Origin of the sequence: Achromobacter animicus (genome assembly GCF_902859585.1) — a bacterium.
Classification (GTDB): Bacteria; Pseudomonadota; Gammaproteobacteria; order Burkholderiales; family Burkholderiaceae_B; genus Achromobacter; species Achromobacter animicus.
The window spans coordinates 944932-969079 of record NZ_CADIJM010000001.1; the positions used below are offsets into that span (position 1 = coordinate 944932).

General features: G+C 67.3%; 20 protein-coding genes. 7 read left to right on the forward strand and 13 right to left on the reverse strand.

Translation table 11 applies throughout. The features are described 5' to 3' along the window. The first annotated feature begins 108 nt into the window (after positions 1 to 108). The 5 genes from folE to pdxR all read left to right on the forward strand — a co-directional run bounded on the left by folE (position 109) and on the right by pdxR (position 5377). Entirely contained in the window at positions 109 to 654 is a 546-nt protein-coding gene (gene folE, locus HV681_RS04295; protein ID WP_056316955.1) for a GTP cyclohydrolase I FolE, read from the forward strand. A 279-nt stretch (positions 655 to 933) separates the two neighbouring features. Further along, entirely contained in the window at positions 934 to 1962 is a 1029-nt protein-coding gene (tauA, locus tag HV681_RS04300; protein ID WP_175121862.1) for a taurine ABC transporter substrate-binding protein, read from the forward strand. 106 nt (positions 1963 to 2068) lie between these two features. Further along, positions 2069 to 2902, forward strand: a complete 834-nt coding sequence (locus HV681_RS04305) for a taurine ABC transporter ATP-binding protein (RefSeq protein WP_175121863.1) — start codon at positions 2069 to 2071, stop codon at positions 2900 to 2902. Next, a complete protein-coding gene (locus HV681_RS04310; protein ID WP_105238604.1) occupies positions 2895 to 3722 on the forward strand; it encodes an ABC transporter permease subunit in 828 nt (275 codons plus the stop codon). Before HV681_RS04305 ends, HV681_RS04310 begins: the two co-directional genes overlap by 8 nt. A gap of 110 nt (positions 3723 to 3832) precedes the next feature. Beyond that, positions 3833 to 5377 (forward strand): MocR-like pyridoxine biosynthesis transcription factor PdxR, encoded by a 1545-nt coding sequence (gene pdxR / locus HV681_RS04315; RefSeq protein ID WP_175121864.1) that lies wholly within the window; start codon positions 3833 to 3835, stop codon positions 5375 to 5377. 124 nt (positions 5378 to 5501) lie between these two features. Here pdxR and HV681_RS04320 read toward each other — a convergent pair whose 3' ends face one another. The 11 genes from HV681_RS04320 to xsc form a co-directional block, all read right to left on the reverse strand. Continuing rightward, positions 5502 to 6917 carry an NAD(P)/FAD-dependent oxidoreductase gene (locus HV681_RS04320; RefSeq protein ID WP_175121865.1) on the reverse strand — a complete coding sequence of 472 codons (1416 nt, stop codon included), beginning with the start codon at positions 6915 to 6917 and terminating at the stop codon, positions 5502 to 5504. A gap of 8 nt (positions 6918 to 6925) precedes the next feature. After that, positions 6926 to 7318 carry a nuclear transport factor 2 family protein gene (locus HV681_RS04325; RefSeq protein ID WP_175121866.1) on the reverse strand — a complete coding sequence of 131 codons (393 nt, stop codon included), beginning with the start codon at positions 7316 to 7318 and terminating at the stop codon, positions 6926 to 6928. A 113-nt stretch (positions 7319 to 7431) separates the two neighbouring features. Continuing rightward, entirely contained in the window at positions 7432 to 8535 is a 1104-nt protein-coding gene (locus HV681_RS04330) for a CobW family GTP-binding protein (protein WP_175121867.1), read from the reverse strand. 1 nt (position 8536) lies between these two features. Then, positions 8537 to 10192: an amidohydrolase gene (locus tag HV681_RS04335; RefSeq protein ID WP_175121868.1), complete on the reverse strand. Its 1656-nt coding sequence runs from the start codon at positions 10190 to 10192 to the stop codon at positions 8537 to 8539. 78 nt (positions 10193 to 10270) lie between these two features. Next, positions 10271 to 11293 (reverse strand): ABC transporter ATP-binding protein, encoded by a 1023-nt coding sequence (locus HV681_RS04340; RefSeq protein WP_175121869.1) that lies wholly within the window; start codon positions 11291 to 11293, stop codon positions 10271 to 10273. Further along, positions 11290 to 12291 (reverse strand): ABC transporter ATP-binding protein, encoded by a 1002-nt coding sequence (locus HV681_RS04345; protein ID WP_175121870.1) that lies wholly within the window; start codon positions 12289 to 12291, stop codon positions 11290 to 11292. The genes HV681_RS04340 and HV681_RS04345 overlap by 4 nt, the downstream gene beginning before the upstream one ends. Continuing rightward, on the reverse strand, positions 12288 to 13190 hold the full coding sequence (locus HV681_RS04350) for an ABC transporter permease (RefSeq protein WP_175121871.1): 903 nt from the start codon (positions 13188 to 13190) through the stop codon (positions 12288 to 12290). The genes HV681_RS04345 and HV681_RS04350 overlap by 4 nt, the downstream gene beginning before the upstream one ends. Next, positions 13187 to 14155 (reverse strand): ABC transporter permease, encoded by a 969-nt coding sequence (locus HV681_RS04355; protein WP_175121872.1) that lies wholly within the window; start codon positions 14153 to 14155, stop codon positions 13187 to 13189. Before HV681_RS04355 ends, HV681_RS04350 begins: the two co-directional genes overlap by 4 nt. 11 nt (positions 14156 to 14166) lie before the next feature. Next, the gene (locus HV681_RS04360) at positions 14167 to 15744 is read right to left on the reverse strand and encodes an ABC transporter substrate-binding protein (protein WP_175121873.1); all 1578 of its coding nucleotides are present in this window, start codon (positions 15742 to 15744) and stop codon (positions 14167 to 14169) included. A gap of 124 nt (positions 15745 to 15868) precedes the next feature. Then, entirely contained in the window at positions 15869 to 16789 is a 921-nt protein-coding gene (locus HV681_RS04365) for a bifunctional enoyl-CoA hydratase/phosphate acetyltransferase (protein ID WP_175121874.1), read from the reverse strand. Between the two features lie 99 nt (positions 16790 to 16888). Continuing rightward, complete coding sequence (gene xsc, locus HV681_RS04370; protein WP_175121875.1) at positions 16889 to 18700, reverse strand: sulfoacetaldehyde acetyltransferase; 1812 nt, start codon at positions 18698 to 18700, stop codon at positions 16889 to 16891. Positions 18701 to 18861: 161 nt separating this feature from the next. Between xsc and HV681_RS04375 the strand changes: the two genes are divergently transcribed. Beyond that, on the forward strand, positions 18862 to 19620 hold the full coding sequence (locus HV681_RS04375; protein WP_056570413.1) for an IclR family transcriptional regulator: 759 nt from the start codon (positions 18862 to 18864) through the stop codon (positions 19618 to 19620). A gap of 9 nt (positions 19621 to 19629) precedes the next feature. Here HV681_RS04375 and HV681_RS04380 read toward each other — a convergent pair whose 3' ends face one another. Further along, positions 19630 to 20148: a hypothetical protein gene (locus HV681_RS04380; RefSeq protein ID WP_175121876.1), complete on the reverse strand. Its 519-nt coding sequence runs from the start codon at positions 20146 to 20148 to the stop codon at positions 19630 to 19632. 146 nt (positions 20149 to 20294) lie between these two features. Here HV681_RS04380 and dbpA point away from each other — a divergent pair, with 146 nt between their 5' ends. After that, on the forward strand, positions 20295 to 21683 hold the full coding sequence (gene dbpA / locus HV681_RS04385) for an ATP-dependent RNA helicase DbpA (RefSeq protein WP_175121877.1): 1389 nt from the start codon (positions 20295 to 20297) through the stop codon (positions 21681 to 21683). Between the two features lie 93 nt (positions 21684 to 21776). Here dbpA and HV681_RS04390 read toward each other — a convergent pair whose 3' ends face one another. Beyond that, entirely contained in the window at positions 21777 to 24146 is a 2370-nt protein-coding gene (locus HV681_RS04390) for a DUF6493 family protein (protein ID WP_175121878.1), read from the reverse strand. Positions 24147 to 24148: the final 2 nt, after the last annotated feature.

Consider the following 24148-nt stretch of genomic DNA (forward strand, 5'->3'; position numbering starts at 1 on the left):
CCGCCGCGCTGAGGTAGACTTGCGACACCTACGCATTACGCCCAGCGTTACGCCACGCATCACCCTTTGCATCACCGCGCGCCAAAGGGCGCGCCGCCAGGAGTCCCCATGTCATTGGAAAAGCACTACACCGCCATTCTCGAAGCACTAGGGGAAGATCCGTCCCGCGAAGGGCTGGCCGACACGCCGGCCCGCGCCGCCAAGGCCATGCGCCACCTGTGCCGCGGCTACGACCAGAACCTGGAAGAAATCGTCAACGGCGCGCTGTTCACGTCGGACACGCGCGAGATCGTCCTGGTCAAGAACATCGAGCTGTACTCGCTGTGCGAGCACCACATGCTGCCCTTCATCGGCAAGGCGCACGTGGCCTACCTGCCGGCCGGCAAGGTGCTGGGCCTGTCCAAGGTGGCCCGCATCGTCGAGATGTACGCGCGCCGCCTGCAGATTCAGGAAAACCTCAGCCGCCAGGTGGCAGAAGCCGTGCAAAGCGTCACCGGCGCGGCTGGCGTTGCGGTCGTGATCGAGGCGCAGCACATGTGCATGATGATGCGCGGCGTCGAAAAGCAGAATTCCTCCATGGTCACGTCGGTGATGCTGGGCGAATTCCACGAAAACCCGTCCACGCGTGCGGAGTTTCTCAGCCTGATCCGCTGATCGGTGTCTGACACCTAGTGGCACAGCCGTGATCTGACGGCGCTCTCTGCAGGGTGTCAGACACCTTGCCAGCCATCTCATCCATTTGGCGCATATCGCGGGCCCGCCCGCTGCGACGACCATGCCCGTTCGGGCATCGGCGGCGCAGCCGGCGGGCCCGGTTGCTTTTGGCACCTACTGATCCGGACATCTGGCCCTAGCGTTCTGGTCCCATCCGGGCACACTGGCACCAGCAAGCCGGTCGCGCCGGGGCGCGGCCGTTCTCTCCCGGAGATCTCCATGAACGCGATATACCGCCTGATTCGCCGCTGCACCCTGGCCGGCCTGGCCGCCGCGCTACTGGCTGCGCCCGCCTACGCGCAGACCAAACTCGTGGTGGGCTACCAGCTCATCGTCGGGCCGTTCCTGTCCGCCATCGCGGACGGCAGTTTCGACAAGGCCCTGAAAGAGGCCGGCTACCAGGTGGACTGGCGCCAGTTCACCTCGGGCGGCGACATCTCGACCGCCCTGGCCTCGGGCAACGTGCCGGTCGGCGTGCTGGGATCGACCGGGATCACCTCGGCCGCCACACGCGGCGTGGACATGCAGCTCTTCTGGATCCTGGACAACATCGGCAAGTCCGAAGCGCTGGTGGCGCGCAACGGCTCCGGCATCAACAGCACCGCCGACCTGAAGGGCAAGCGCATTGCCACGCCGTTCGTGTCGACGTCGCACTTTCATTTGCTGGTCGGGCTTGAGCAGGTCTGGAAGGTGCCGCCGCGCGACGTGCGCATCCTGAATATGCAGCCGCCGCAGATCGTGGCCGCCTGGCAGCGCGGCGACATCGACGCCGCCTACGTCTGGCCGCCCGCGCTGACCGAGATCGCCAAGACCGGCAAGATCATCGCCGACTCCGAACAGATCGGCGCGGCCAGCGTGCCGACCTTCGACGGCATCGTGGTGGACAAGGCCTGGGCGCAGAAGAACCCGAAGTTCATGGCCGCCTTCACGGGCGTGCTGGCCAAGTCTTATGCTGACTATCGCGCCAACAGCGCCAAGTGGACGGCGGATTCGCCGCAGGTCAAGGGCATCGTCAAGCTGATTGGCGGCAAGCCCGAGGACATCGTCGAGGCACTGGGCCTCCTGGTCTTCCCGACCGTGGAAGAACAGGCCTCCAAGACCTGGCTGGGCGGCGGCAAGGACTCGGGCGCCGCGCGCGCCTTCGCGGCCAGCGCCAAGTTCCTGAAGGATCAGAAGCAGATCGACAAGGCACTGGACGACTACAGCCCGTTCGTGACGGATCAGTACGCGAAGGCGGCCGCGAAGTAATTCACGCGACCCGTCCGACCCGGCCCGGCGCCACCCCGGCGCCGGCCGCAGCGCGAAGACGAGGCCTGCCGCCGCAGGCCTCGCCACAACGATCAGGGGGAACAGCATGACCATGCAGTCCACATCCGCCGCGCAGCGCCTGTGCGCGGAAGGCGTCAGCGTCACCTATCCCGGCCTGCACGACAGCGGCCCCGTCATCGCGCTGCACGACGTCAACCTGACCATCCAGCCCGGCGAATTCGTCGTCGCGTTGGGAGCATCAGGCTGCGGCAAGACCACGTTGCTCAGCCTGCTTGCGGGCTTTCTGTCGCCGACCGAGGGCGAGATCACGCTGGGCGGAAACCCCATCGTCGGGCCGGGCGCCGACCGCGGCGTGGTGTTCCAGAAGCACGCCCTGCTGCCCTGGCTGAACGTGCTGGAGAACACCGAATTCGGCCTGAAGCTGCAAGGCGTGGACAAGGAGACCCGCCGTGCGCGCGCCCGCCGCAATCTTGAACTGGTGGGCCTGCAGGATTTTCACCGGCACATGATCTACCAGCTGTCGGGCGGCATGCAGCAGCGCGTGGGCATCGCGCGCGCGCTGACCTGCGACCCCGCCATGCTGCTAATGGACGAGCCCATGGCCGCGCTGGACGCGCTGACCCGGGAAACCATCCAGGAGCTGCTGCTGGATATCTGGCGGCAGACCAACAAGATGTTTTTCTTCATCACCCACAGCGTGGAAGAAGCGCTCTTCCTGGGATCGCGGCTGATCGTCATGTCGCCGCGCCCGGGCCGGATCACGCACACGTTCGAGCCGGCCTTCAACCGGCGCTACCTGGAGACCCGCGATGGCCGTGGCATCAAATCCAGTCCCGACTTCATCGCCATGCGAGAAGAAGTCCTCGGCATCATCTACGGGGACGAGCGCGCCGCCTCCCCGCACGCCCTCCATGCCTAAGCGCCGCATCGGCCACACGCCGGCGGCGCCGGGCAAAGTGTACGGGGCGCCGGGCGCGGGCTACAGCGGCCACATCAGCCTGCTCACCAGCCTGGCGCTGATCGCGCTGTGGTTCCTGGTGACCAGCGCCGGCTGGGTGCGGCCGCTGTTCCTGCCGTCGCCCATCGCGGTGTACGACAAGTTCGTCTTTGCGATGACCGAAGGGGTGGCCAATTCCACGCTGACCGAGCACGCGCTCGCCAGCCTGGGCCGGGTGTTCGGCGCGTTCTTCCTGGCGTGCGTCACGGCGATTCCGGTCGGCATCCTGATGGGCGTGAACCGCTACGCGCGCGGCGTCTTCGATCCGCCGATCGAGTTCTACCGCCCGCTGCCGCCGCTCGCTTATCTGCCGCTCATCATTATCTGGTTCGGCATCGGCGAATTCCCCAAGATCCTGCTGATCTACCTGGCCATCTTCGCGCCCATGGCGATCGCCGCGCGCGCGGGCGTACGGTCGGTGTCGATCGAACAGATCCACGCCGCCTACGCCATGGGCGGGACCAGCCGCCAGATCGTCTGGCACGTCATCCTGAAGGCGGCCATGCCGGAAATCTTCACGGGCATGCGCATCGGTATCGGGGTCGGCTGGACGACGCTGGTCGCCGCCGAGATGGTGGCGGCCGACCGGGGTCTGGGCTTCATGGTGCTGAACGCCGCGCAGTTCCTGGCCAGCGACACGGTCATCATGGGCATCATCGTGATCGGGCTGTTCGCGTTCGCCTTCGACCTGCTGGTGCGTTACCTGGAACGCTTCGCCATTCCGTGGAAGGGACGAATCTGACAGGGCAATCCCGCATTCCTTCCCCCATCCGGCTCCTTTATTCTGAGACTCGGACACCCCGGGCGCGGCAGCGCGGCGCCCGTGAGGTCCGCAGTCAAAAGGAGCCAGCCATGTCCAGCCAGGCCTCGATGCTCAAGCCTGTGTTGTGGGAACGCCTGTTCGAAAAGGCCAGCGCGCCCAACCTCAGCCTGCAGGGGCGCGTGCGCCAGATGCTGGTGTCGGCCATCCTGAGCGGCCACCTGCCGCCCGGCATGCCGGTGCCGTCCAGCCGCTACCTCGCCGACCAGTTGCGCATCGCGCGCAATACCGTGGTGTTTGCGTACCAGCAGCTCGTGTGCGAAGGGTATCTGGTGTCGCGCGAACGCAGCGGCCACTTCGTCAGCGATACCGTCATGGAAGGCCACTCGGGTCCCGCGACGGACGCTTCACCGGCGGACGCGCCCGAAACCGGTGGCGTGCGCTGGGAAGAGCGTCTGCGCTTTCGTCCCTCGCGGCAACGCAACATCACCAAGCCCCGCGACTGGCAGAAACAGCCCTATCCCTTCGTCTACGGCCAGTTCGACCAAGACCTGTTCCCTACCGCCGAATGGCGCGAATGCTGCATCAAGGCGCTGTCGGTGCTGGACATCCGCAGCTGGGCGCCGGACCTCATCACGCACGACGACCCCGCGCTCATCGAACAGATCCGCACGCAGGTGCTGCCGCGCCGCGGCGTGTGGGCCGACGCCGAGGAAATCGTCATCACGGTCGGCGCGCAGCACGCGCTTTATCTGCTGGCCGATCTGCTGGTGAACGAAGACACCGTGGTCGGCATGGAAGACCCGGGCTATCCGGACGCCCGCAACATCTTCGCCAGCCACACGCGCCATCTGCTGCCGCTGCCCGTGGACGAACAAGGCCTGCGCACGGGGACGCAACTGCTCGGATGCGATTACCTGTTCGTCACGCCGGGCCATCAGTGCCCGACCACCGTCACGCTGTCCATGGAGCGCCGCGCCTCGTTGCTGGCAATGGCGCGTCAGGCCGACAGCCTCATCATCGAAGACGACTTCGAAAGCGAAAGCCGCTGGGGCGAAGGCGCGATCCCCGCGCTGAAAAGCCTGGACCGGGACGGCCGCGTGATCTACGTGGGCAGCCTGGCCAAGTCCTTCGCGCCGGGCCTGCGCATCGGCTACATCGTCGCGCCGCGCGAGCTGGCCGCCGAACTGCGCGCGCTGCGCCGCCTGATGCTGCGCCACCCGTCCGCGTACATCCAGCGCGCGTTCTCGCTGTTCATCTCGCTGGGGCATCACCATTCGCTGCTGCGCCGCCAGTCGCAGGCTTACCAGAAGCGCGGCGCCGAACTGGCGCAGGCGTTGGCGCGGCACCTGCCGGACTTCACGGCCATTCCGATCACCGGTTCGTCATCGTGCTGGCTGCAGGGGCCGCCGTGGCTTAATGCGGCGGCGCTGTCCGAAGCCGCGCTGGCCGAAGGCGTCGTGGTCGAACCGGGGGATGTGTTCTTCATGGACGGCGCCAACGCGCCGCGGAACTTCCTGCGCGTGGGGTTTACGTCGATCCGGCCGGAGCATATCGAACCGGGTATCGCGCGGCTGGCAAAGGTGGTCGACGCCCAGCGGCGCGTGGCGCAGGATCTCGTGCTGGACGGTGTCTGACACCCGAATCAGTCCTACGTTTTGACGGGGTGTCTGACACCTGAATCAGTCCTACGTTTTGACGGGGTGTCTGACACCTCAATCAGTCCTACAAGTCTTGAAGGTGCCAGAGGCCCGCGTACTGCTACAGCAACTCGTCCCGCAGGTAATACCAGCGATACAACAACCCCTGCCCGATGCGGCGGAACGGGGCGAACAGGTGTCCCGGTAGCGGCGTGTCGTAGATCGGCAGGTTCCACGCGATCCCATCCTTGCCCATCATCCGTTGCGCCAGCCGCCTGCCGGCATGCGCCGAAAACGCCACCCCGTTGCCGCCATAACCGAAGGCGTAATACACCTGCTGCGCGGGATCCGGTTGCGTGACGCGCGGCATCATGTCGTGGCTGACGTCTACCCAGCCCCACCACGAATACGCCACGTCCACACCGCGCAGCGCCGGGAACTTGCGGGCGAGTCCCTCGCGCAGCAGCGCAAGGTGGCGCGGGTTTTCGGCGTCTGCACCGCGCAGCGCGCTTCGGCTGCCGATTTGCATGCGGCCATCGGGCAGCAGGCGGTAGTAGAAGCGCAGCGTGCGCGTGTCGGTGATGAACACCGTGCTTTTCAACCCCGCCGCCTCGCGTTCCTCGGCCGACAGCACCCGCGTGACCATCGAATTGGACAGCACCGGCATGATGCGGTTGTCCAGCAGCCGGTTGACGCCCTGCGCGGTGTAGCCGCCGGTGGCGAAGGCCACGCGCCGGGCACGCACCGTGCCGCCGGGGGTTTGCAGCCGGTACATGCCGTTTTCCACGCGCCAGCCCAGCACGGGGCTGGACGGATGGATGCGCACGCCCAGCGCCCGCGCCTGCCGCAGATAACCGTACGCAAGCTTGAGCGGATGCACGCCGACACCGTCGGGCTCGTGCATGGCGCCCACCGCCTCGCGATCATCCACATACCGTTCGTGCAATTCGGCGCGGCTGAGCATCTTGGTGTCGTAACCGAAGACGTCGCGCATCACGCGCGCTTCGTTCTGCAGGAAGGCCATCTTCTTCTGGCGATGCGCCGTGTACAGATGGCCGCCGGGCTGCGCGTCGCAGTCCACCTGCGCGACCAGGCTCTTCCAATACTCGAAGCCTTCGCGGATCTCCGCGTCCAGGCGTTTGGCCGTGTCCAGCCCCCAGCGTTCGATCCACTGCGAGCGGTACAGGCGGCCCGACGCATTCTGCCCCTGGCCGCCATTGCGGCTGGTGCACCCCCACACCGCGCGATTGGCCTCCAGCACGACGGCCTTCACGCCAAAATCGCGTGCCAGCGCCAGCGCCGCCGACAAGCCTGTGAAGCCGGAGCCGACAATCACCACATCAGCGTCGATGTCGCTGCGGATCGGCCCGTCGTCCTCGGGCGGTGCGCCGGCCGTCGCGACCCAGTAGGTGGGCGCGTAGTCCTGGCCCTGTCCGGGCGGCGACACCAGCGGATCGTAGGCGGGGTTGTAGGCGTTGATGGCGGCGCCGGACGCGGGCGCCGGGCGGGAGATGCCGGCCGACATTTGCGTATCCATGATGGCGGCTAGGCACGTGCCGGCAAGGCGGGACGCTGCTTGCGGAACGCGTTCTTCACCTGGATCTTGCCGTCCTTGAACGTGAACACGTCGACCATGTCGGCCTCCACCCGCGAGCCGTCCGCCGCCGTGCCGCGGAACGTGGACTCGGAGACGCCGCGATCGCCGGCCACCCAGTGGCGGCCGTTCTCCCATTGCGCGTCCGGGAAGTTCTTCCAGGCCGCGGCAAAGGCCGCGCGCACCGCTTCCGGGCCGGCATGGCGGCTGCCGTACTGTTCGGGGCCGCCGACGGTCTCGAACACGCAGTCTTCGCTCATGAATGACATCAGGGCGTCGATATCGTGCCGGTTCCAGGCGGCCGCAAACTCGGCCAGCATTTCCACGGTGACGGTCTGTTGCATTGCCTACCCTCCTTCGCTGGCGCGGCGCGAGATGCGTCCACGCTGAACCCTCAAGGTACGTGCGCGGCATGCGCGCGGGTAGGACCAGACGCGGGGAATCGCTTGCACCAGAACTAGCGCAGCGGCACGGCGTGGGCCGCGTCCAGTGCGACGTCGACGTTGATGTCGTGCAGCGCAGCCCGGTCCAGAAGCGTCGCGATTGCCGGCATGTTGGTGACGCCGCGCATACCAATCACGACCAGCGAGGGTTCGCATTGATCAGCCGGCGCGCGCGCCTGCGTGTCAAAGCGCACGCGCCGTCCCGCGAATTGCACCAGCACCCAACCGTGGCGGCTGGTGCGGACCCAGCCCTTGGCGCGCAGCACGTCGCGGGGCAGCTGCTTCAGGCGCTCGGCGAGCATGTCGGCGTCCAGTAACGCGGGGGCTCGCCATAGCCCGCTTTGGAACGGATGGGCGGGATCGGACGGGTCGACGTGGCGCGGCATGTGTCCGCCCACGCGAACGCCGCCGAGCTCGTCGCCGTGGGCGCCGACAACGCGGCCGCCATGGCCGTGTCCGCAGATAGCACCATCGCCGTGCCTGTCGCCATGGCCGCAACCATGCTCCGCCTCATGCCCGCTTGCCGTCCCCTCACCCACGCCGATCAACGCCCCCAAATCCACCCGCCCCTCGCTCGCCCGCAACAGGGGCGCGCCGCCGCTAGCCTCGCGCAGCCAATCCTGCACCGCCGCCAGCGCATCCGGCGCCACCAGATCGATCTTGTTCAACACCAGCAAATCCGCCGCGCGAAGCTGCCGCTGCACCGTATCGGCCAACAGCGGATCCGCCGCCACCTCGCGGATGGCCCCCGCATCGACCAGCACCACCACGCTCTCCAGTTGCAGCAGCGGATCGGCCATCCCCACCTGCGCGATGCGACCGGGATCAGATACGCCACTCGCCTCGATGACAATCCATTCGGGCAACGGATCCAGCGCCAGCACACGCGCCAGCGCATCATCCATTCCGCCCGCCATCGAGCAGCAGACGCAACCGTTGGCCAGCCGGATCACGTTGTCGGCGCGATCCGCGATAAGGCCCGCGTCGATGTCCACGGGCCCGAAGTCATTGACCAGCACCGCCGCGCGGCGCGCGCTGGCGGTCAGCACATGATTCAGCAAGGTGGTCTTGCCCGCACCCAGAAAGCCGCCCACCACCGTCAGCGGAATGCGCGCCACGTCAGGCCTCCCGCAGCGGCAGCGGACGCCCGCCGATGACCGTGCCCAGCACCTTCAGGTCTTTCAAGGATTCCGGCGCGGCCTCGGACGGATCGTCCGCCAGCACGCAGAAGTCCGCGTACTTGCCGACCTCGATCGAGCCCACCAGATGGTCCATATGCAGCGTGTACGCGGCGCCCAGCGTGATAGCGTGCAGGGCGGCGTCGACGCCGATGCGCTCGGACTCGCCCAGCACGCGGCCCGAGGCCGTCTGCCGGTTCACCGCGCACCATGCCGTGAACAGCGGCCCAAGCGGCGTGATGGGCGCATCGGAATGGATGGCATACGGCACCCCTGCGCGCGCCGCCGACGCGCAGGCGTCCATGCGGTTGGCGCGATCCGGTCCCATCGTCAGCGCGTAGTGCGCGTCGCCCCAATAGTAGATGTGATTGGCAAAGAGATTCACGCACATGCCCAGGCTCGCCATCCGGCGGAACTGGGCGGCGTCGGCCATCTGGCAATGCTGCAACGTGTGGCGATGGTCGCGCCGCGGCGTGCGCTGCAACGCGCGGTCCACGGCTTCAATCGCAAGCTGCGTGGCCTCGTCGCCGTTGGCGTGGATGTGAAGCTGCGCGCCGGCGTCGTGATAGGTCTGCACCATCGCATCCAGTTCGGACGGCGCGATCACCCAGATACCGTTTGGCGCGCCGTTGAAATATCCCGGCCAGCGCACGCGTGCCGTGAAGCCCTGGATCGATCCATCGACCACCAGCTTCACCATGCCCAGATGCAGCTTGCCGTGATTCAGCCGCCTCGCGGCCGCCAGCTTTTCCAGGCAGCCCGCCGCGTTGCCCGCGTAGGTCAGCGCCGAGGCCGCGGGCACGATGCGCACCGGATAATCCGGCTCACCCGTCACCCGCGCCAGCGTCGCAAGGCCTTCATCATTCAACTCATTGACCAGGTCCGTCGCGGTGGTCACGCCGGCCCACTGCGCCACCTTCCCGAACATCCGCAGCCCTTCTTCCGTCAGGCCGACAGTGCGGAACGGGCTGCCGATCAGCCGCATGACCGGGAACATGGCCGCAAATTCGCAGAGCTCGCCACTGGGTCTTCCATCATCGAGCCGCGTCACGCCCTCGATGTCCGTGTCGCGATCGATGCCCGCCCGAGCCAGCATGGGCGAGTTGACGTTCATGAGGTGCATGCTGGCGTGCATGACCACGATGGGCCGCTGCGCCGACACGGCGTCCAGGTCATGAATGCTCATGCGGTCGCCGCCGAAGAAGATGGGATCGAAGCCCCAGCCGATCAGCGTCTCGTCCTGCGCCAGCGCGCCCTCGGCATCCCGAAGCCGCGCCGCCACTTCCGCGAAGCTTTTCAGGCCGGACCAGAGCTTGCCGTCCGGACCGCGCCGGTCGTAAAAGCCCACGTAGACGAACTTCCACATGCCGCCCTCGGGCAGATGGCAATGGCCTTCCACGAGGCCCGGCATCAGCACGCTGTCCGCGAACCGGTCATCGACTTCTGCCGGCCCCCAGCCGGCCAGATCCTCCCGGCTGCCCACGCCAAGAATGCGGCCATCGCGCACGGCAACATGCGTGGCGCGCGGCTGCGCGGGGTTCATGGTCAGGATGGATCGGGCGACATAAAGCGTCGTGGAGCCGGAAGACTGGGTCATCGGGGTTCCTTGTAAGTCTGAAGATCGGTACGCCCACATGGGGACACGCACATCGGGACACGCACATCAGCACGCCCGTCAGTCTTGCAACGGCGACACCGTCACGCCATCGCGCGTCTCGACAAAATGGCAGGCCACGTGATGCGCCGGCGCCACCTCGCGCAATTCAGGTTCACGGGCGGAACACAGCGCTTGCGCGGCCGGACATCGCCCCGCGAAGCGGCAGCCGGGCGGCGGATTGACCGGGCTGGGTGGATCGCCGGTCAGCCTGACGCGCCGCGCCGCCGTTTCGCGGCCGCCCTTGACGGTCGGTACGGCAGACATCAGCGCCACGCTGTACGGATGCAGCGGCCGCGAGAAAAACGCCCGCCGCGAGGCCCGCTCGATGATCTTGCCCAGATACATCACGGCGATGTCGTCGCACACGTGCTCCACCACCGCCATGTCGTGCGAGATGAAAAGAAACGACTGCCCCTGTTCGCGCTGGATGCGCCGCAGCAGATTCAGGATCTGCGCGCGGATCGCGATGTCCAGCGCCGACACAGGCTCATCGCAGACGATCAGGTCCGGCGCGCTGGCCAGCGCCCGCGCGATATTCAGCCGCTGGCGCTGCCCGCCGGAAAACTGGTGCGGAAACAGTTGCCGCTGTTCGGGCCGCAGCCCCACCAGTTCGAACATCAGCGCCACGCGCGCCTCGCGGCCGCCGGGCGGGTCGATGCCCATCAGGTCCAGCGGCGTGCGCACAATTTCCTCGGCGCGCTGGCGCGGATTGAGCGACGAGTACGGATCCTGGAACACCAGTTGCAGGCGCCGCCGCATCCGCCGCAGCGCCGAACCGCGCATCGCGGTCAGATCGCTGCCGTCGAAATGGATGCTGCCACCGGTGGGGTCCGCCAGCCGCAGCACCGACAGCGCCGTGGTGGTCTTGCCCGAACCCGACTCGCCCACGATGGCCAGCGTGCGGCCGCGCTCCAGGTCGAACGACACGCCGTCCACCGCCCGCACCACCACCGGCTTGCCATCGCGTCCGCGCCCGCCCACCGGAAAATGCACCGACAGGTCGCGCACCGACAACAGGGATGACGAATGCGCCTGGCTCATTGCGATGCCTCCGGATAAAGCCAACAGGACACGCCCTGACCCCCATCCAGCACGGTCATGGGCGGAAACTCGCGGCTGCAACGCGCCATGGCGCGGTTGCAGCGGTCAACGAACGGGCAGCCGACGCCACGCTCCCACACGGACGGCACCACGCCCGGAATCTCGGGCAGGTCGGGACGCTCGTCATCGGGTTCGCGGTCCAGTTCGGGCAGGCAGGCGATCAGGCCCTGCGTGTACGGATGGCGCGGCTGCGCCAGGATCTGGCCTACGCTGCCCTGCTCCACCACCCGCCCGCCGTACATCACCACCACGCGGTCCGCCATCTCGGACACCGCGCCCATGTCGTGCGTGATCAGCAGCACGGCGGTGCCGCGGCGCGCCTGCTGCTCGCGCAACAGGTCGAAGATCTGCGCCTGTACCGTCACGTCCAGCGCGGTCGTGGGCTCGTCGGCGATGAGCACGTCGGGGTCGCACGCCAGCGCAATCGCGATCATCACCCGCTGCCGCATGCCGCCGGAAAGCTGGTGCGGATAATCGTCCACGCGGCGCTCCGGCAACGGAATGCCCACGGACTTGAGCATCTCGATGGCGCGCTCGCGTGCGTCGCGCTTGGACAGTCCTTGATGCAGGCGCAGCGGCTCGCCAATCTGGTCGCCCACCGTATACACCGGATTGAGCGCCGTCATCGGCTCCTGGAAGATCATCGAAATGTTGTTGCCCCGCACCCGGCGCATCGCCTCGTCATCGTGCATCGCGAGGTCGGCGCCGCGCAGACGCACGTGACCGGCGCCCACGCGCGCCAGCGGCGGAATCAGCCGCATGATGGCCAGCGCCGTCATGCTCTTGCCGCAGCCGGATTCTCCGACCAGGCACAGCGTTTCGCCGGGACGCAGGTCGAAGCTCACGTCGCTCAGCACTTCGGCCGCCCGTCCGCGCGTGCGGAATTCCAGGCTCAGGCCGTCCACTTCCAGCACGGGGGCCATGTCGGCGGCGTTCATGCCCGGCCTCGCGACGTTGGATTGAGCGCGTCGTTCAGACCGTCGCCAATCAGGCTGACGGCCAGCACGGTCAGGAAGATGGCTGCGCCGGGCAGCGTCACCGCCCACCAGGCGGTCAGGATGTAGGGGCGGTTGCTGCCGATCATCAAGCCCCAGCTCATCACATTGGGATCGCCCAGGCCCAGAAACGACAGCCCTGCCTCGAACAGGATCGCCGTGCCGATGGCCAGCGTGGCCGACACGATCAGCGGCGCCAATGCGTTCGGCAGGATCACTCGCCAGATGATGCGCGCGTCTCCGGCGCCGATCACGCGCTCGGCAAGGACATACTCACGCCGCTTGAGCCGCAGGAACTCGCCGCGCGCCAGCCGCGCGGTTCCCGTCCAGCTCACCACGCCGATGGCGACTGCGATGGTGGCGAGCGACGGGCTGAACAGCGTCACCAGCACCATCGCAAAGAGCAAGGTGGGCAGCACCTGGAAGAACTCGGTGATGCGCATCAGCGTTTCATCGACCCAGCCGCCGTAATAGCCCGCCAGCGCGCCAACGGTGATGCCGATGGCCATGGACAGCACCGCCGCCACCACGCCCACCAGCAACGTTGCGCGGCCGCCGTAGATCATGCCGGTCAGCACGTCGCGGCCCAGGTAGTCGGATCCCAGCAGCAGCTCGCCGCCGGGCGGCTCCATGGGCGCCGCGGCGATTTCAAACGGGTCGGCGTGCATCAGCATCGGCCCGAAGATCGTGATGGCCAGGATCGTCGCCAGCAGCAGCACGCCGGCCAGCGCGCTGGGGTTGCGCGCGAACACGCGCAGCGCCTCATAGGTTGGCCGGGGCGGCGGCTTGGGCCGGGCGTCGGCGCCGGCGGCGCCGGGCAGCGCAATCGGTGCGGGTCTCATGATGTCTTGATCCGGGGATCGATCAGGCGATACGCCAGATCGGTAAGCTGGTTCATCACCACGACCAGCAACGAGGCAAAGAGCAAGATGCCGAGCAGCGTCGGATAATCACGGCGCAGCACGGAGTCGAACGCCAGGCGTCCCAATCCGGGCCAGTTGAAGACCGTCTCCACCAGAATCGCCCCGGCCAGCACGTTGCCGAATTGCAGACCCAGCATGGTCACCACCGGCAGCACCCCGTTGCGCAGCGCGTGCTTGTACAGCACGGTGTTCTCGGGCAGCCCCTTGGCGCGCGCGGTGCGGATGTAATCGGCCTGCAAGGCGTCCATGACGCTGGCGCGCGCCAGCCGGCTGTATTGCGCCAGGTACACGAAGGCCAGCGTAAAGGCGGGCAGCACCAGATGGTGCAGCACGTCCAGCGCGCCCGCCCAGCCGTCCTGCGGACCGCCCGCCGACCGCATGTCCGAAACCGGAAAGATCGGCCACACCGAGGCAAACAGGATGATGAGGATGATGCCGGTCCAGAACACCGGCGCCGAATAGCCCACGACCGACAGCAGCGTGATGCCTTGCGACAGCAGCCCGTTGGGCTTCCTGGCGGCCAGCGTGCCCAGCAACGTGCCGATCAGGAACGCCACCGTCACCGACGTCACCACCAGCAGCAGCGTGGCGGGCACGCGGTCCCAGATCAGCTGGGCGACCGGCACGTTGAAGAAGTAGGAGTAGCCCAGGTCGCCGCGCACGACCTGCCCCAGGTAGATGCCCAGCTGCGTGAGGAACGGCTTGTCCAGCCCATACTGCACCCGCAACTGGGCGCGCAGTTCTTCGCTGATCCCGCCCATCGACCCCGCGATGGTTTCCACGGGGTCGCCCGGCGAAATATGAATCAGCAGAAAGTTCAGCGTCACCACGGCCAGCAGCAGGATCGCGGCGTAGACCAGGCGGCGCGAGAGATATCGCAGCATGTCGGCTCCCGCTACTGCACGGAGGTTTCATCCAGCGGCGACAGCAGGCCCCAAATGCCGGACGGCAGACCCTGCACCTTCTTGGACGACAGCGTGTGGTACGGAATGACGGTCAGGAAGTCGATCGGCACGTCCTCGGTCACCAAACGCTGGAATTCTCCATACAGCGCGCGGCGCTTGTCCGCGTCTGTCTCGGTGCCCGCCTGTTCCAGCAGCGCATCGACCTTCGGATTCTTGTAGGACTGCGTGTTGGTCCAGATGATGTCGCGGATGTTGGACGACATGTACGTGCGATGCACGCCGATGACCGGATCGCCCCAGTTGAAGACGATGTCTGTGGTCATGTCGAAGTCCTTGCCGGCGATGCGCTTGGCCCAGGTCGGAAAATCCGGCGAGGCGCGCACCTGCACGTTGATGCCCACCTTCTTCAACTGGCTGCGCAGATATTCCGCGACGTTCTTGCCCTGCACGTCGCTGCCCGGCATGTAGTCCACCGTCAGCGTCATGCGCTCGCCCTTGCCGTCTTTCTTGAAGCCGGCCTCGTCCAGCAGCTTTTCCGCCTGCTTCAGGTCCAGCGGGTACTTCTTCACGTCGTCGCTGGCGAAGGGGCTGGTGCCCACGATGGGGCCGTGCGCCGGCGCGGCAAAGCCGGCGTTCAGCGCCTTCGTGATGAAGCCCTTGTCCGTCGCGTACGCGATGGCCTGGCGCACCCGCACGTCGTCCAGCGGCTTGCGCGCCGTATTGAACGCCAGCCAGCTCAGTGCGCCGATGCCCTCATAGCCTTTGTTGGTCATGACGATGGACGGATTGTCCTTGGCGCGGCGCAGAATCGTCGGCTCGGTCATGAACGGCAGCGCGCCGATGTCGCCACGCTCCAGCCCGATCAGCAGATTGGTCGCATCGGGATTGATCTTGACCACCACGCGGTCCAGCAGCGGCTTGCCTTTGATGAAGAACTTGTCGAAGCGTTCCAGCACGATCTCCTGGCCCGGCTTGAATTCCTTGAAGATGAACGGCCCGGAACCCACCACGTTCGCGGAGTTGCGCGGGTGCGTCTTCAAGTCCTGGCCGTCGCCGTAGATGTGCTTGGGCAGCACGGGCATCAGCGCCGGCGACAGCGCCAGCAGAATGGCCGGATGCGGCTTGCTCATGCGCAGCACGGCGGTGCGCGCGTCGGGCGTTTCCACGCTGTCGACAGGCGCGAACATCGTCTGGAACGGATGGTTCTGCTTGACCGCCATGATCGAAAACGCCACGTCCTCGGACGTCACAGGCTTGCCGTCATGAAAGATCGCGTCGCCGCGCAGGCGCAGCGTCAGCGACTTGCCGTCCGGCGCCAGTTCCCACGACTCGGCCAGATAAGGCTGCGGATTCCAGTCGGCGTCGTAGCGCAGCGGACTGGCAAAGAGCTGCGCACTGGGCAGCGCGGTGGCGGTGCCCGATTGCACTGCGCCGTTCAGATGCCGGGGCACCTGCGTGGAGCCGATGACAAGCGTGCCGCCGGCCTTGGGCGCATCCGCCGCGGCGGCGCCCCCCGCCATTGCAAACACTGACAGAATCGTGGCCAGGCCTAGTCTTGCGCTGCGCATGTGCTACCCCTTTGATGTTGTCGCGTGAACCATTCATGGATGGCTTGCGGTCTAGCGTAGTCATCCCCCGGATGCGCGCTTAGTACCAAACCGCCAGACTTGGTGGTGCCAGGCTTGCCCGCGGTCAACTGCCCAGCGCGTGCGCGTACAGCGCTGCGACGGCGCAACTGTTGACGCGTGCCTCCATGGAGTCGGACCGGCTCGTCAGCAGCACCGGTACTCGCGTGCCCAGCACCAGGCCCGCCGCGCCGGCGCCCGCCAGCCACGTGAGTTCCTTGTAGAGCATGTTGCCGGCCTCGATGTCCGGCACGAGCAGGATGTCCGCGTCGCCCGCCACGCGCGACACGATCCCCTTCTGGTCGGCTGCTTCGCGCGAGATCGCGTTGTCGAACGCAAGCGGTCCGTCGATATCGCCGCCGCGGATCTGCGACCGGTCCGCCATCTTGGACAGCGCCGCGGCATCCAGCGTGGCCGGCATCGCCGGATTCACCGATTCGGTGGCGCACAGCACGGCCACCTTCGGCCGCTCCACGCCCAGCGCGCGCGCCAGGTCGATCGCGTTCTGCGCGATGTCCGCTTTTTCCTGCAGGGACGGTGCGATGTTGACGGCCGCATCCGTCAGGATCAGCAGCTTCGGATAGGCCGCCACCGCCATCACGAAAGCGTGGCTGATGCGCCGGTTGGTGCGCAGGCCCGATTCGCGCGTCACCACCGCGGACATGAAATGGTCGGTGTGCAGGCTGCCCTTCATCAGCATGCTGACCGCGCCATCGCGCGCCAATGCCGCGGCGGCGCGGGCGGCCAGCAGTTCGTCGTCCGGCGTGTCGATGATTTCCATCGAGGCCGCCCGCAGGCCTTCCTGCGCCATCAGCGCGGCGATGCGGCCGGCCGGACCAACCAGCACCGGCTCGATGTAGCCGGCCTCGCTGGCCTGCACGGCGGCGCGCACGCTGACGGGACAGAGCGGATACGCCACCGCGGTGCGCAGCCGCCCGGCCGCCAGCGCGGCAACGCGCAGCGGCTCGAACAAACGGTCGAAAGCCATGTCTTCGCTCCTGCCGCGGCCGCGCGTGCGGCGGCCGGGTGAATGACCGGCGCGGATCAGGACGACAGAACTCGCCCGGATCCGCGCCGCGCGCGCCGGTCAGCGTCCGACCGGCTCGATCGGCAGCGGCACCTCGCCCGCCTGGAACGGCTGGTTGACGTACTTGCGGTACTTGTCCAGGAAGCGCACCGGCTGCTTGAGCGCATCGCGGCGGAACGGATCGCCCAGTTCCTGGCTGACCATCATTTCCAGCACGGTCGTCTTGCCTTCCAGCTGCGCCTGGCACGCGGCCTGCAACGCCGCGCCGACCTGGTCCGCATGTTCCACGCGGATGCCTTCGGCGCCCATGGCCCGAGCCAGCTCCGAGAAATTCGGATTGAGCAGGTTGCTGCCGACGAAGCGGCGGCCATAGAAATCCACCTGGTTCTTTTTCTCGGCGCCCCACTGGCCGTTGTGAAACACCACCGCGGTCACCGGGATCTGCTCGCGCACGCAGGTCAGCAGTTCCTGGAAGCTCATGCACCACGCGCCGTCGCCCACGTAGGCCACCGCCGGGCGGTCGGGCCGGCCAAGTTTGGCGCCGATCAGCGCGGGCAGCGCATAGCCGCAATTGCCGAAGCTCATGGCCGCGAGCATGGAATTGGGCTCGTCAAAACGCAGGTAGCTGTTGGACACCGAGCAAATGTTGCCGATGTCGGTGGACACCATCACGTGCTTGGGCATCGCGCGTTCCAGCTCGCGCAGCATACGGCGCGGGTGCATGCGGCCGCCGCCATGCTCGATGATGTCCAGGCTCCAGTCGTCGCGCTCGTGCGACCAGCTGTCCAGCTCCTGTTCCCACTCGGCCTTCTGGGCGGCGATCTCGCTGGCGCGTCCTTCTTTCGTGCGGGTGCAGGCGACATCGCGTGCCTGCAACCGGGCCGTCAAAGCGGCGGCGGCCGGCTTGGCGTCGCCGCAGATGCCCACCGACACCGGGCGCACCAGGCCCAGCATGCGGTGGTCGGCGTCGACCTGGATGATGCGCGCGTTCTGCGGCCAGTATTCCAAGCCATGCTGCGGCAAGGTGCCGAAGGGCCCCAGCCGCGTGCCCAGCGCCAGCACCACGTCCGCCTGCGACAAGAGCTTCATCCCCGCCTTGGCGCCCTGGTAACCCAGCGGGCCGCACCACAGCGGATGACTGGCCGGGAAGGCGTCGTTATGCAGATAACTGGTGACCACCGGCGCGCCCAGCAGCTCGGCCAGCGCCACGCATTCGGCCTGGCCCTCCGAGAACAGCACGCCGCCGCCCGCCACGATGACCGGGAACTTGGCCTCGGCCAGCATGCGCGCCGCGGCTTCCAGATCCTCTTCGGATCCCGGCCCGCGGCGGATGCGGCGCGGCTCCGGGATGGCCACGTCGATCTCGCCGTAGAAATAGTCGCGCGGAATGTTCAATTGCGCGGGGCCGCGTTCGGCCATCGCGTTGTCGAACGCCTTGGCGGTGAACTCCGCCATGCGGTCCGGACGGTTCACGTGCGCCTGGTATTTGGTAATGCGCGAAAAGATCGGAAGCTGTTCGGTTTCCTGGAAGCCGCCCAGCCCCATGCCCGCCGTGCCGGTCTCGGGCGTGATCGCCACGACCGGGCTGTGCGCCCAGTAGGCGGCCGCCACGCCGGTCACGAAGTTGGTGATGCCAGGGCCGTTTTGTGCAATGCACACGCCGTGCCGGCCGGTCACGCGCGAATAGCCGTCGGCCATATGCGCCGCGCCCTGCTCGTGCACCGTCGGCACGAAGCGGATGCCGGCCGCGGGAAACAGGTCCAGCGCATCCATGAAGGCCGAACCGACGATGCCGAAAACATCCTTGACGCCCTGCGCGACCAGCGTCTCGACAAACGCTTCGCTGGGGGTCATGTGTTGCTTGCTGCTCATGGTCTCTCTCCTGGCGGGCCGGCGCTTGTCCGATTGCTGATTGGCCGGTGTGATCCGATACTGCGCCAGAAACCCGCGGCTTCCCACCCCCGGGCGTTCCATTTTCTGCAGTTTCTGTGCGAGGATGGGCAGCCGATCGCTGAAATCTCAATTATTGAAAGATGAAAGACGAATCCTCCGCCGCCCTGCGCGCGCTGACATTGCTGGAACAGGTGGCACGTTCGGCCCAGCCCGTCTCGCTGGCCGAACTGACCGACGCCACCGGCCTGCCCAAACCTTCCGTGCTTCGGATCCTGTCGCGTTTGGTCGATGCCGGCATGCTGCTGCGCGAACCGGCCGGCAAAAGCTATGTCAGCGGCCCACGCCTGGGCGCGCTGGCCCGCGACACGCTGCTCAATTCGCCTTTGCGCGGCGAACGCCATCGCATCCTGGACAGCCTGGTCGACGAGATCGGCGAGACCTGCAACTGCACCATGCTCGACGGCGACGAGGTCATCTACCTGGACCGCGTGGAAACCGCCTGGCCGCTGCGCGTCAACCTGCAATCCGGATCACGCGTGCCGCTGCACTGTTCGGCCAGCGGCAAGCTGTTCCTGGCCTATATGCGCCGTGAAACCCGCCAGCGCATGCTGGCCGCCGCACAACTGCCGCGCTACACGCCTAACACGCTGTGCGATGTGGCATCGCTGGAAGAAGAGCTGCGGGTCATCAAGAAGGAAGGCGCCAGCTTCGACCGGGAAGAGTTCCTGCTGGGCATCGTCTGCATGGCGGTGCCCATTCTGCACGGGTCGCGGGCGATTGCGGCCGTGGCGCTGCACGCGCCTGTGGCCAGGTTGTCGATCGATGGCGCCCGGGCGTGGCTGCCGCGCATGCAAGAGGCGGCGCGGGCGCTGGCGGGGACGTATGAGGCGTCCGCGTAACGCCGTTAATCAGCCGTCGCGGTCCTTGTCTGCGGCGCCCGATTGCGCGCGCTCCTGACGGCGGTTACGTGCCCCTTCAATCTTCGCAAGCAGCGGCTGCTTCTTCTGGATGACGATTTCCAGATAGCGTTCCCGGGGCAGGACCAGCCTGATGACGGTGGGCAGCGCCTCGTAAGCGCGTTCCAGCACGTCCTTGACCATCGCATCGTCCTTGAGCTTTTCGGCCGACACGCTGAGCAGGCCGTCGACTGTCACGCGCTCGATCGTCTGCCAATGCTGCTCAACAAGCGCGCTGCCTTTTTCTGCCGTGGCGCCGGCCAGTTCCCGGCCCTTTTCTGCGGTGGCGCCTGCCAGTTCACGCCCCCTTTCCGCCGTGGCGCCCGCCAGCTCAAGGCCCTTGGCCCGCGCATTCGCCACGGCATCGCCCAACTGGGCTTTTGAGCTTTCGAGCGCGCCTGCCGTGCGGCTGGTCAGCGCCTTTGCCTTGACGGCTGCGCCTTCCCGTAGCGCCTTCAATTTGTCGAACATGATCCACCCTGACGTCGGTTGCTTGTTGTGATCGAGTCAGGCCCGCCCCGCAGCCGGCCATGCCCGTCGCCAGATCATACCGACTCAGGCTTTACACTAACGCGCAACTCAGCCTTTTTCCGATCCCTTGCGGGATCCGCCCCGCCGTGACCGACACCGCCTTCTCCTCCCTCCCCCTCCTGCCGCCCCTGCTTGAAAACCTGAAAACCCTGGGTTTCGAACAGATGACGCCGATCCAGGCGCAGGCCCTGCCGTTGATTCTTGAACGGCGCGACGTGATCGCGCAGGCCAAGACCGGCAGCGGCAAGACCGCCTCGTTCGGCCTGGGCGTGCTGCAGAACCTGGACGTGAACCGCCTGATCCCGCAAGGACTGGTGGTTTGCCCCACCCGCGAACTGGCCGACCAGGTCGCCCAAGAGCTGCGCCGGCTGGCGCGCCTGATTCCCAACGTCAAGATCCTGACGCTGTGCGGCGGCGCCGCAGCCCGGCCGCAGGCCGAATCGCTGGCCCGCGGCACGCATCTGGTGGTGGGCACGCCCGGCCGCATCCAGGACCACCTGGAACGCGGCAGCCTGGACCTGTCGGGACTGAACACGCTGGTGCTGGACGAAGCCGACCGCATGGTTGACATGGGCTTTTACGACGACATCGTCGCCATCGCCTCGCACTGCCCCGCCAAGCGCCAGACGCTGCTGTTCTCGGCCACCTACCCCGACAACATCCGCAAGCTCAGCGCGCGCTTTCTGCGCAACCCGGCCGAGGTCAAGGTCGAGGCGCAGCACGACGCCAGCCGCATCGAACAGATTTTCTACGAGATCAATGAAGGCGAACGCCTGGATGCGGTGGCCAAGCTGCTGGCGCATTTCCGGCCGGTGTCCACCCTGGCTTTCTGCAACACCAAGATCCGCAGCCATGACCTGGTAGAACGTCTGCAGGCCGAAGGCATCAGCGCGCAGGCGCTGAACGGCGACCTGGAACAGCGCGAACGCGACGAAATCCTGATCCAGTTCGCCAACCAGAGCTGCGCCGTGCTGGTCGCCACCGACGTGGCCGCGCGCGGGCTCGACATCCAGAATCTGGGAGCCGTCATCAATGTGGACGTGACCAAGGACACCGAGGTCCACGTGCACCGCATCGGCCGCAGCGGCCGTGGCGATCAGAAGGGACTGGCGCTCAGCCTGTGTTCGCCAGAGGAAATGCGCTGGGCCAATCTGATCGAGCAATACCAGGGCGCGCCGCTGAAGTGGGCCGACTTGAAGTCGTTGCGCCCCAAGGCCGACCGCCCGCTCCGCGCCCCCATGGTCACGCTGAGCATCCAGGGCGGCAAGAAGGACAAGCTGCGTCCCGGCGACCTGCTGGGCGCGCTGACCGGCGACGGCGGCCTGACGTTCGAGCAGGTCGGCAAGATCAACATCACCGAGTTCAACTCGTACGTGGCCCTGGACCGGCAGATCGCCAAGCAGGCGTTCTCGCGCATTTCCAACAGCAACATCAAGGGACGGCGCTTTCGCATGCGCTTTCTGGAAGAGTTCTGAGCGCGTTGCTGCCGAAGCGGATTGAAGGCGGGTTTACACCTTGGCGTTCTTTCCGCCCCGCGAGCGACGGCGGCGCTGACGCCGCCGGTCGCGCTATGGCGTCTTCAGCGCCAATAGTGCCTTGGCAGCCTTGCCGGCGGCTGACGTGCCGGTAAAGCCCGCCAGCCAGCCGCGCAGGTCCGCATCCGCCACAGGATGCGCATGGCGCAGCGACTCATCCAGCAGCACCGTGAGCAACGATCCGATACCGCGCGCTTTGTGATCCAGGTGGGGCAACAGGCCGCCCAGCACAGCGATGACGGCAGCAGGCGCCAGCGTCGCCGCATCGGTGAAGGCCGCTGCCCAGCGCGTGAGGACGATCGCCGGCGCGCAGGCGGCGTAGGCTTGCGCCGCGACCGTTGCGTCCACGCGGTGCGGGATCGCGGCCGCAAAGACTTCCACCGCTTGCGCGCGCACCTCGGCCTGCTTGGCCGACATTCCCAGGGCCAGCAACTGGACCGTTTCCGGCTGCCAGACGCCCGGATGCACGGCCAGGACGCGCAAGACGGCAGGCGCCCGATGCTCGGCCTCATCGCCCGCCGCCGCGTTCATGATCTCAACGCTGGCCGCGGCCAGCGGCAGGGTCGATGCCGGATTGGCCAGACCGAGTTCGGCGCAGACCAGCGCGTGGGCGTCGACGCCTTCCTGGTGCTGCGGCGGGCCTGACGGAATCAGCGCTGGCTGCGTGGCCGTCGGCGCCTCGGCCGGCTCGGCATGGACCGCCGGACTCCACCACACCCACTGCGGCGAGCCATCGGCCTTCAAGGCGCTCGATCCGCGGCTGCGCCACTCGATCCGCACCGTGTCGGTGATCTGCGGCCCTGCGCCGCCGGTCGCCTCGACCACCCTCGCGCGGTCCCCGGGATGCACGCGTAACAAGGCCTGCACGAGATCCACCGGGAGCGGCGCGCCGCTGTCCCTGCCTGCCGCGAATCGGGCCAGCAGGACATCGGCGTCGATCCAGCCCTGCGTGTCGGTGGGCGTGGCCAGCAACGGCCGGCGCGGCGCCCTGCCTTGAACGATCCCGGCTACCTCGCGCAGGCGGGTAATGAAGCTGGGCAGCAGGGAGGATTGTTCGGCGCTCGGCAGCGGCTGGGGTTCGCCCACTTTCTCATACACCCACTCGCCATGGACGACCTGGCTCGTGGTTTTCTGCCAATATTTTTGCGGCAGGAACGGGGCCTTGGGATCCTGCGCCGCCAGCAGCAGCGCCGCCGCGTAGTGCTGCGCGTCGCGCTCCACCAGTTGGCGGGCGCGCTTGGCCAAGGGCGCGACGGTGGCCGCCACTTGTCCGGACGTTGCCAGCCACGCCAGCGCCAGCTCGAATTCCAGCACGTCGGCGGGCGCTTCCAGCAGCGCCGCATAGCGTTCAAGGGCGTCAGTGTCGGTCCACGGGCGCAGCGGCCCGGGCGAGGGCAAGCCGGTCGGCATGTCTGACGGGAGATGCGCATGGGCGCCTTCCGCGGCCCCATCCGGCAGCAGCACGGCCACCGCCGGCGCCAGCGCGTCGCGCTGCTGCTGCGCCAGGTCTGTCCGCCCCAGCTTCGCCAGCGCCTTCACCGCCGCCCGCTGCACGTCGGCATGCGGATGCGCGAGGCCCAGGGCCAGCGCCTGCGCCACGGATTCGGGTTCGGCACGCGCCTGCGCGCCCAGCGCCTCCAGGATGCGCACCACAGACAGCGCCGCAGCCTTCGATCCCGAGAAAGCGCCTCCGCAGGCGTCCACGAAGGGCGCGGCGTCGAGCAGACCCTGCTTGTGCAGGGCTTCGAACTGCTTCACGGCCAGCGCGACCGTGGCCGTGATCGGCGAACCCAGACTCTGGCGCAGCAGCGGCTGGTCCGCCGCTGCCTCGTCGGGCGCGGGGGCCAGCGTTACGTACAGACGCGAGAACCAGCCGGCGCGATAGGCGGAGAAATCCCGGTTGAGCGCCTCCAGGCAGCTGCGCAGCACGCGCCGACGATCCAGCGTGCCTTCGTTGGTCAGCAGCACGACCGTGTTGTGCCAGTTCAATTCCTCACGCGAGAACTTGTCGATGTTGGCGAGCGAGATCTCGCCGCCGCCCTCCACCTCGAAGATCCGCCAGAACGCCCCATCGCGCAGCGCATGATCGTGGCGCAGCATGAAAAGGCGCACTTCCTGTTCCTGCCGCCCGCCCAGCCCGCCGACCATCGCCAACACGTAGTCATCCGTAGGGTCGACCTGCAGCCCGTTGAATAGCTCGTTCAGGCGGATCGGCAAAAAATTCGGGCGCTGGGACCAGCCCTGCGCCATCTCCCGCAAGCGCTTGGGCGAGGCCTGCACCGCGCGCATGTCTTCCGACTGCACGCCCAGCATGGCGTCGTACAGCGTGCGCAACGTTGCGCCCTCCTCGACCAGCCGCGCCGTATCGCGGTAGAAGTCCCAGAGGTTTTTGTAGGGGGTCATGC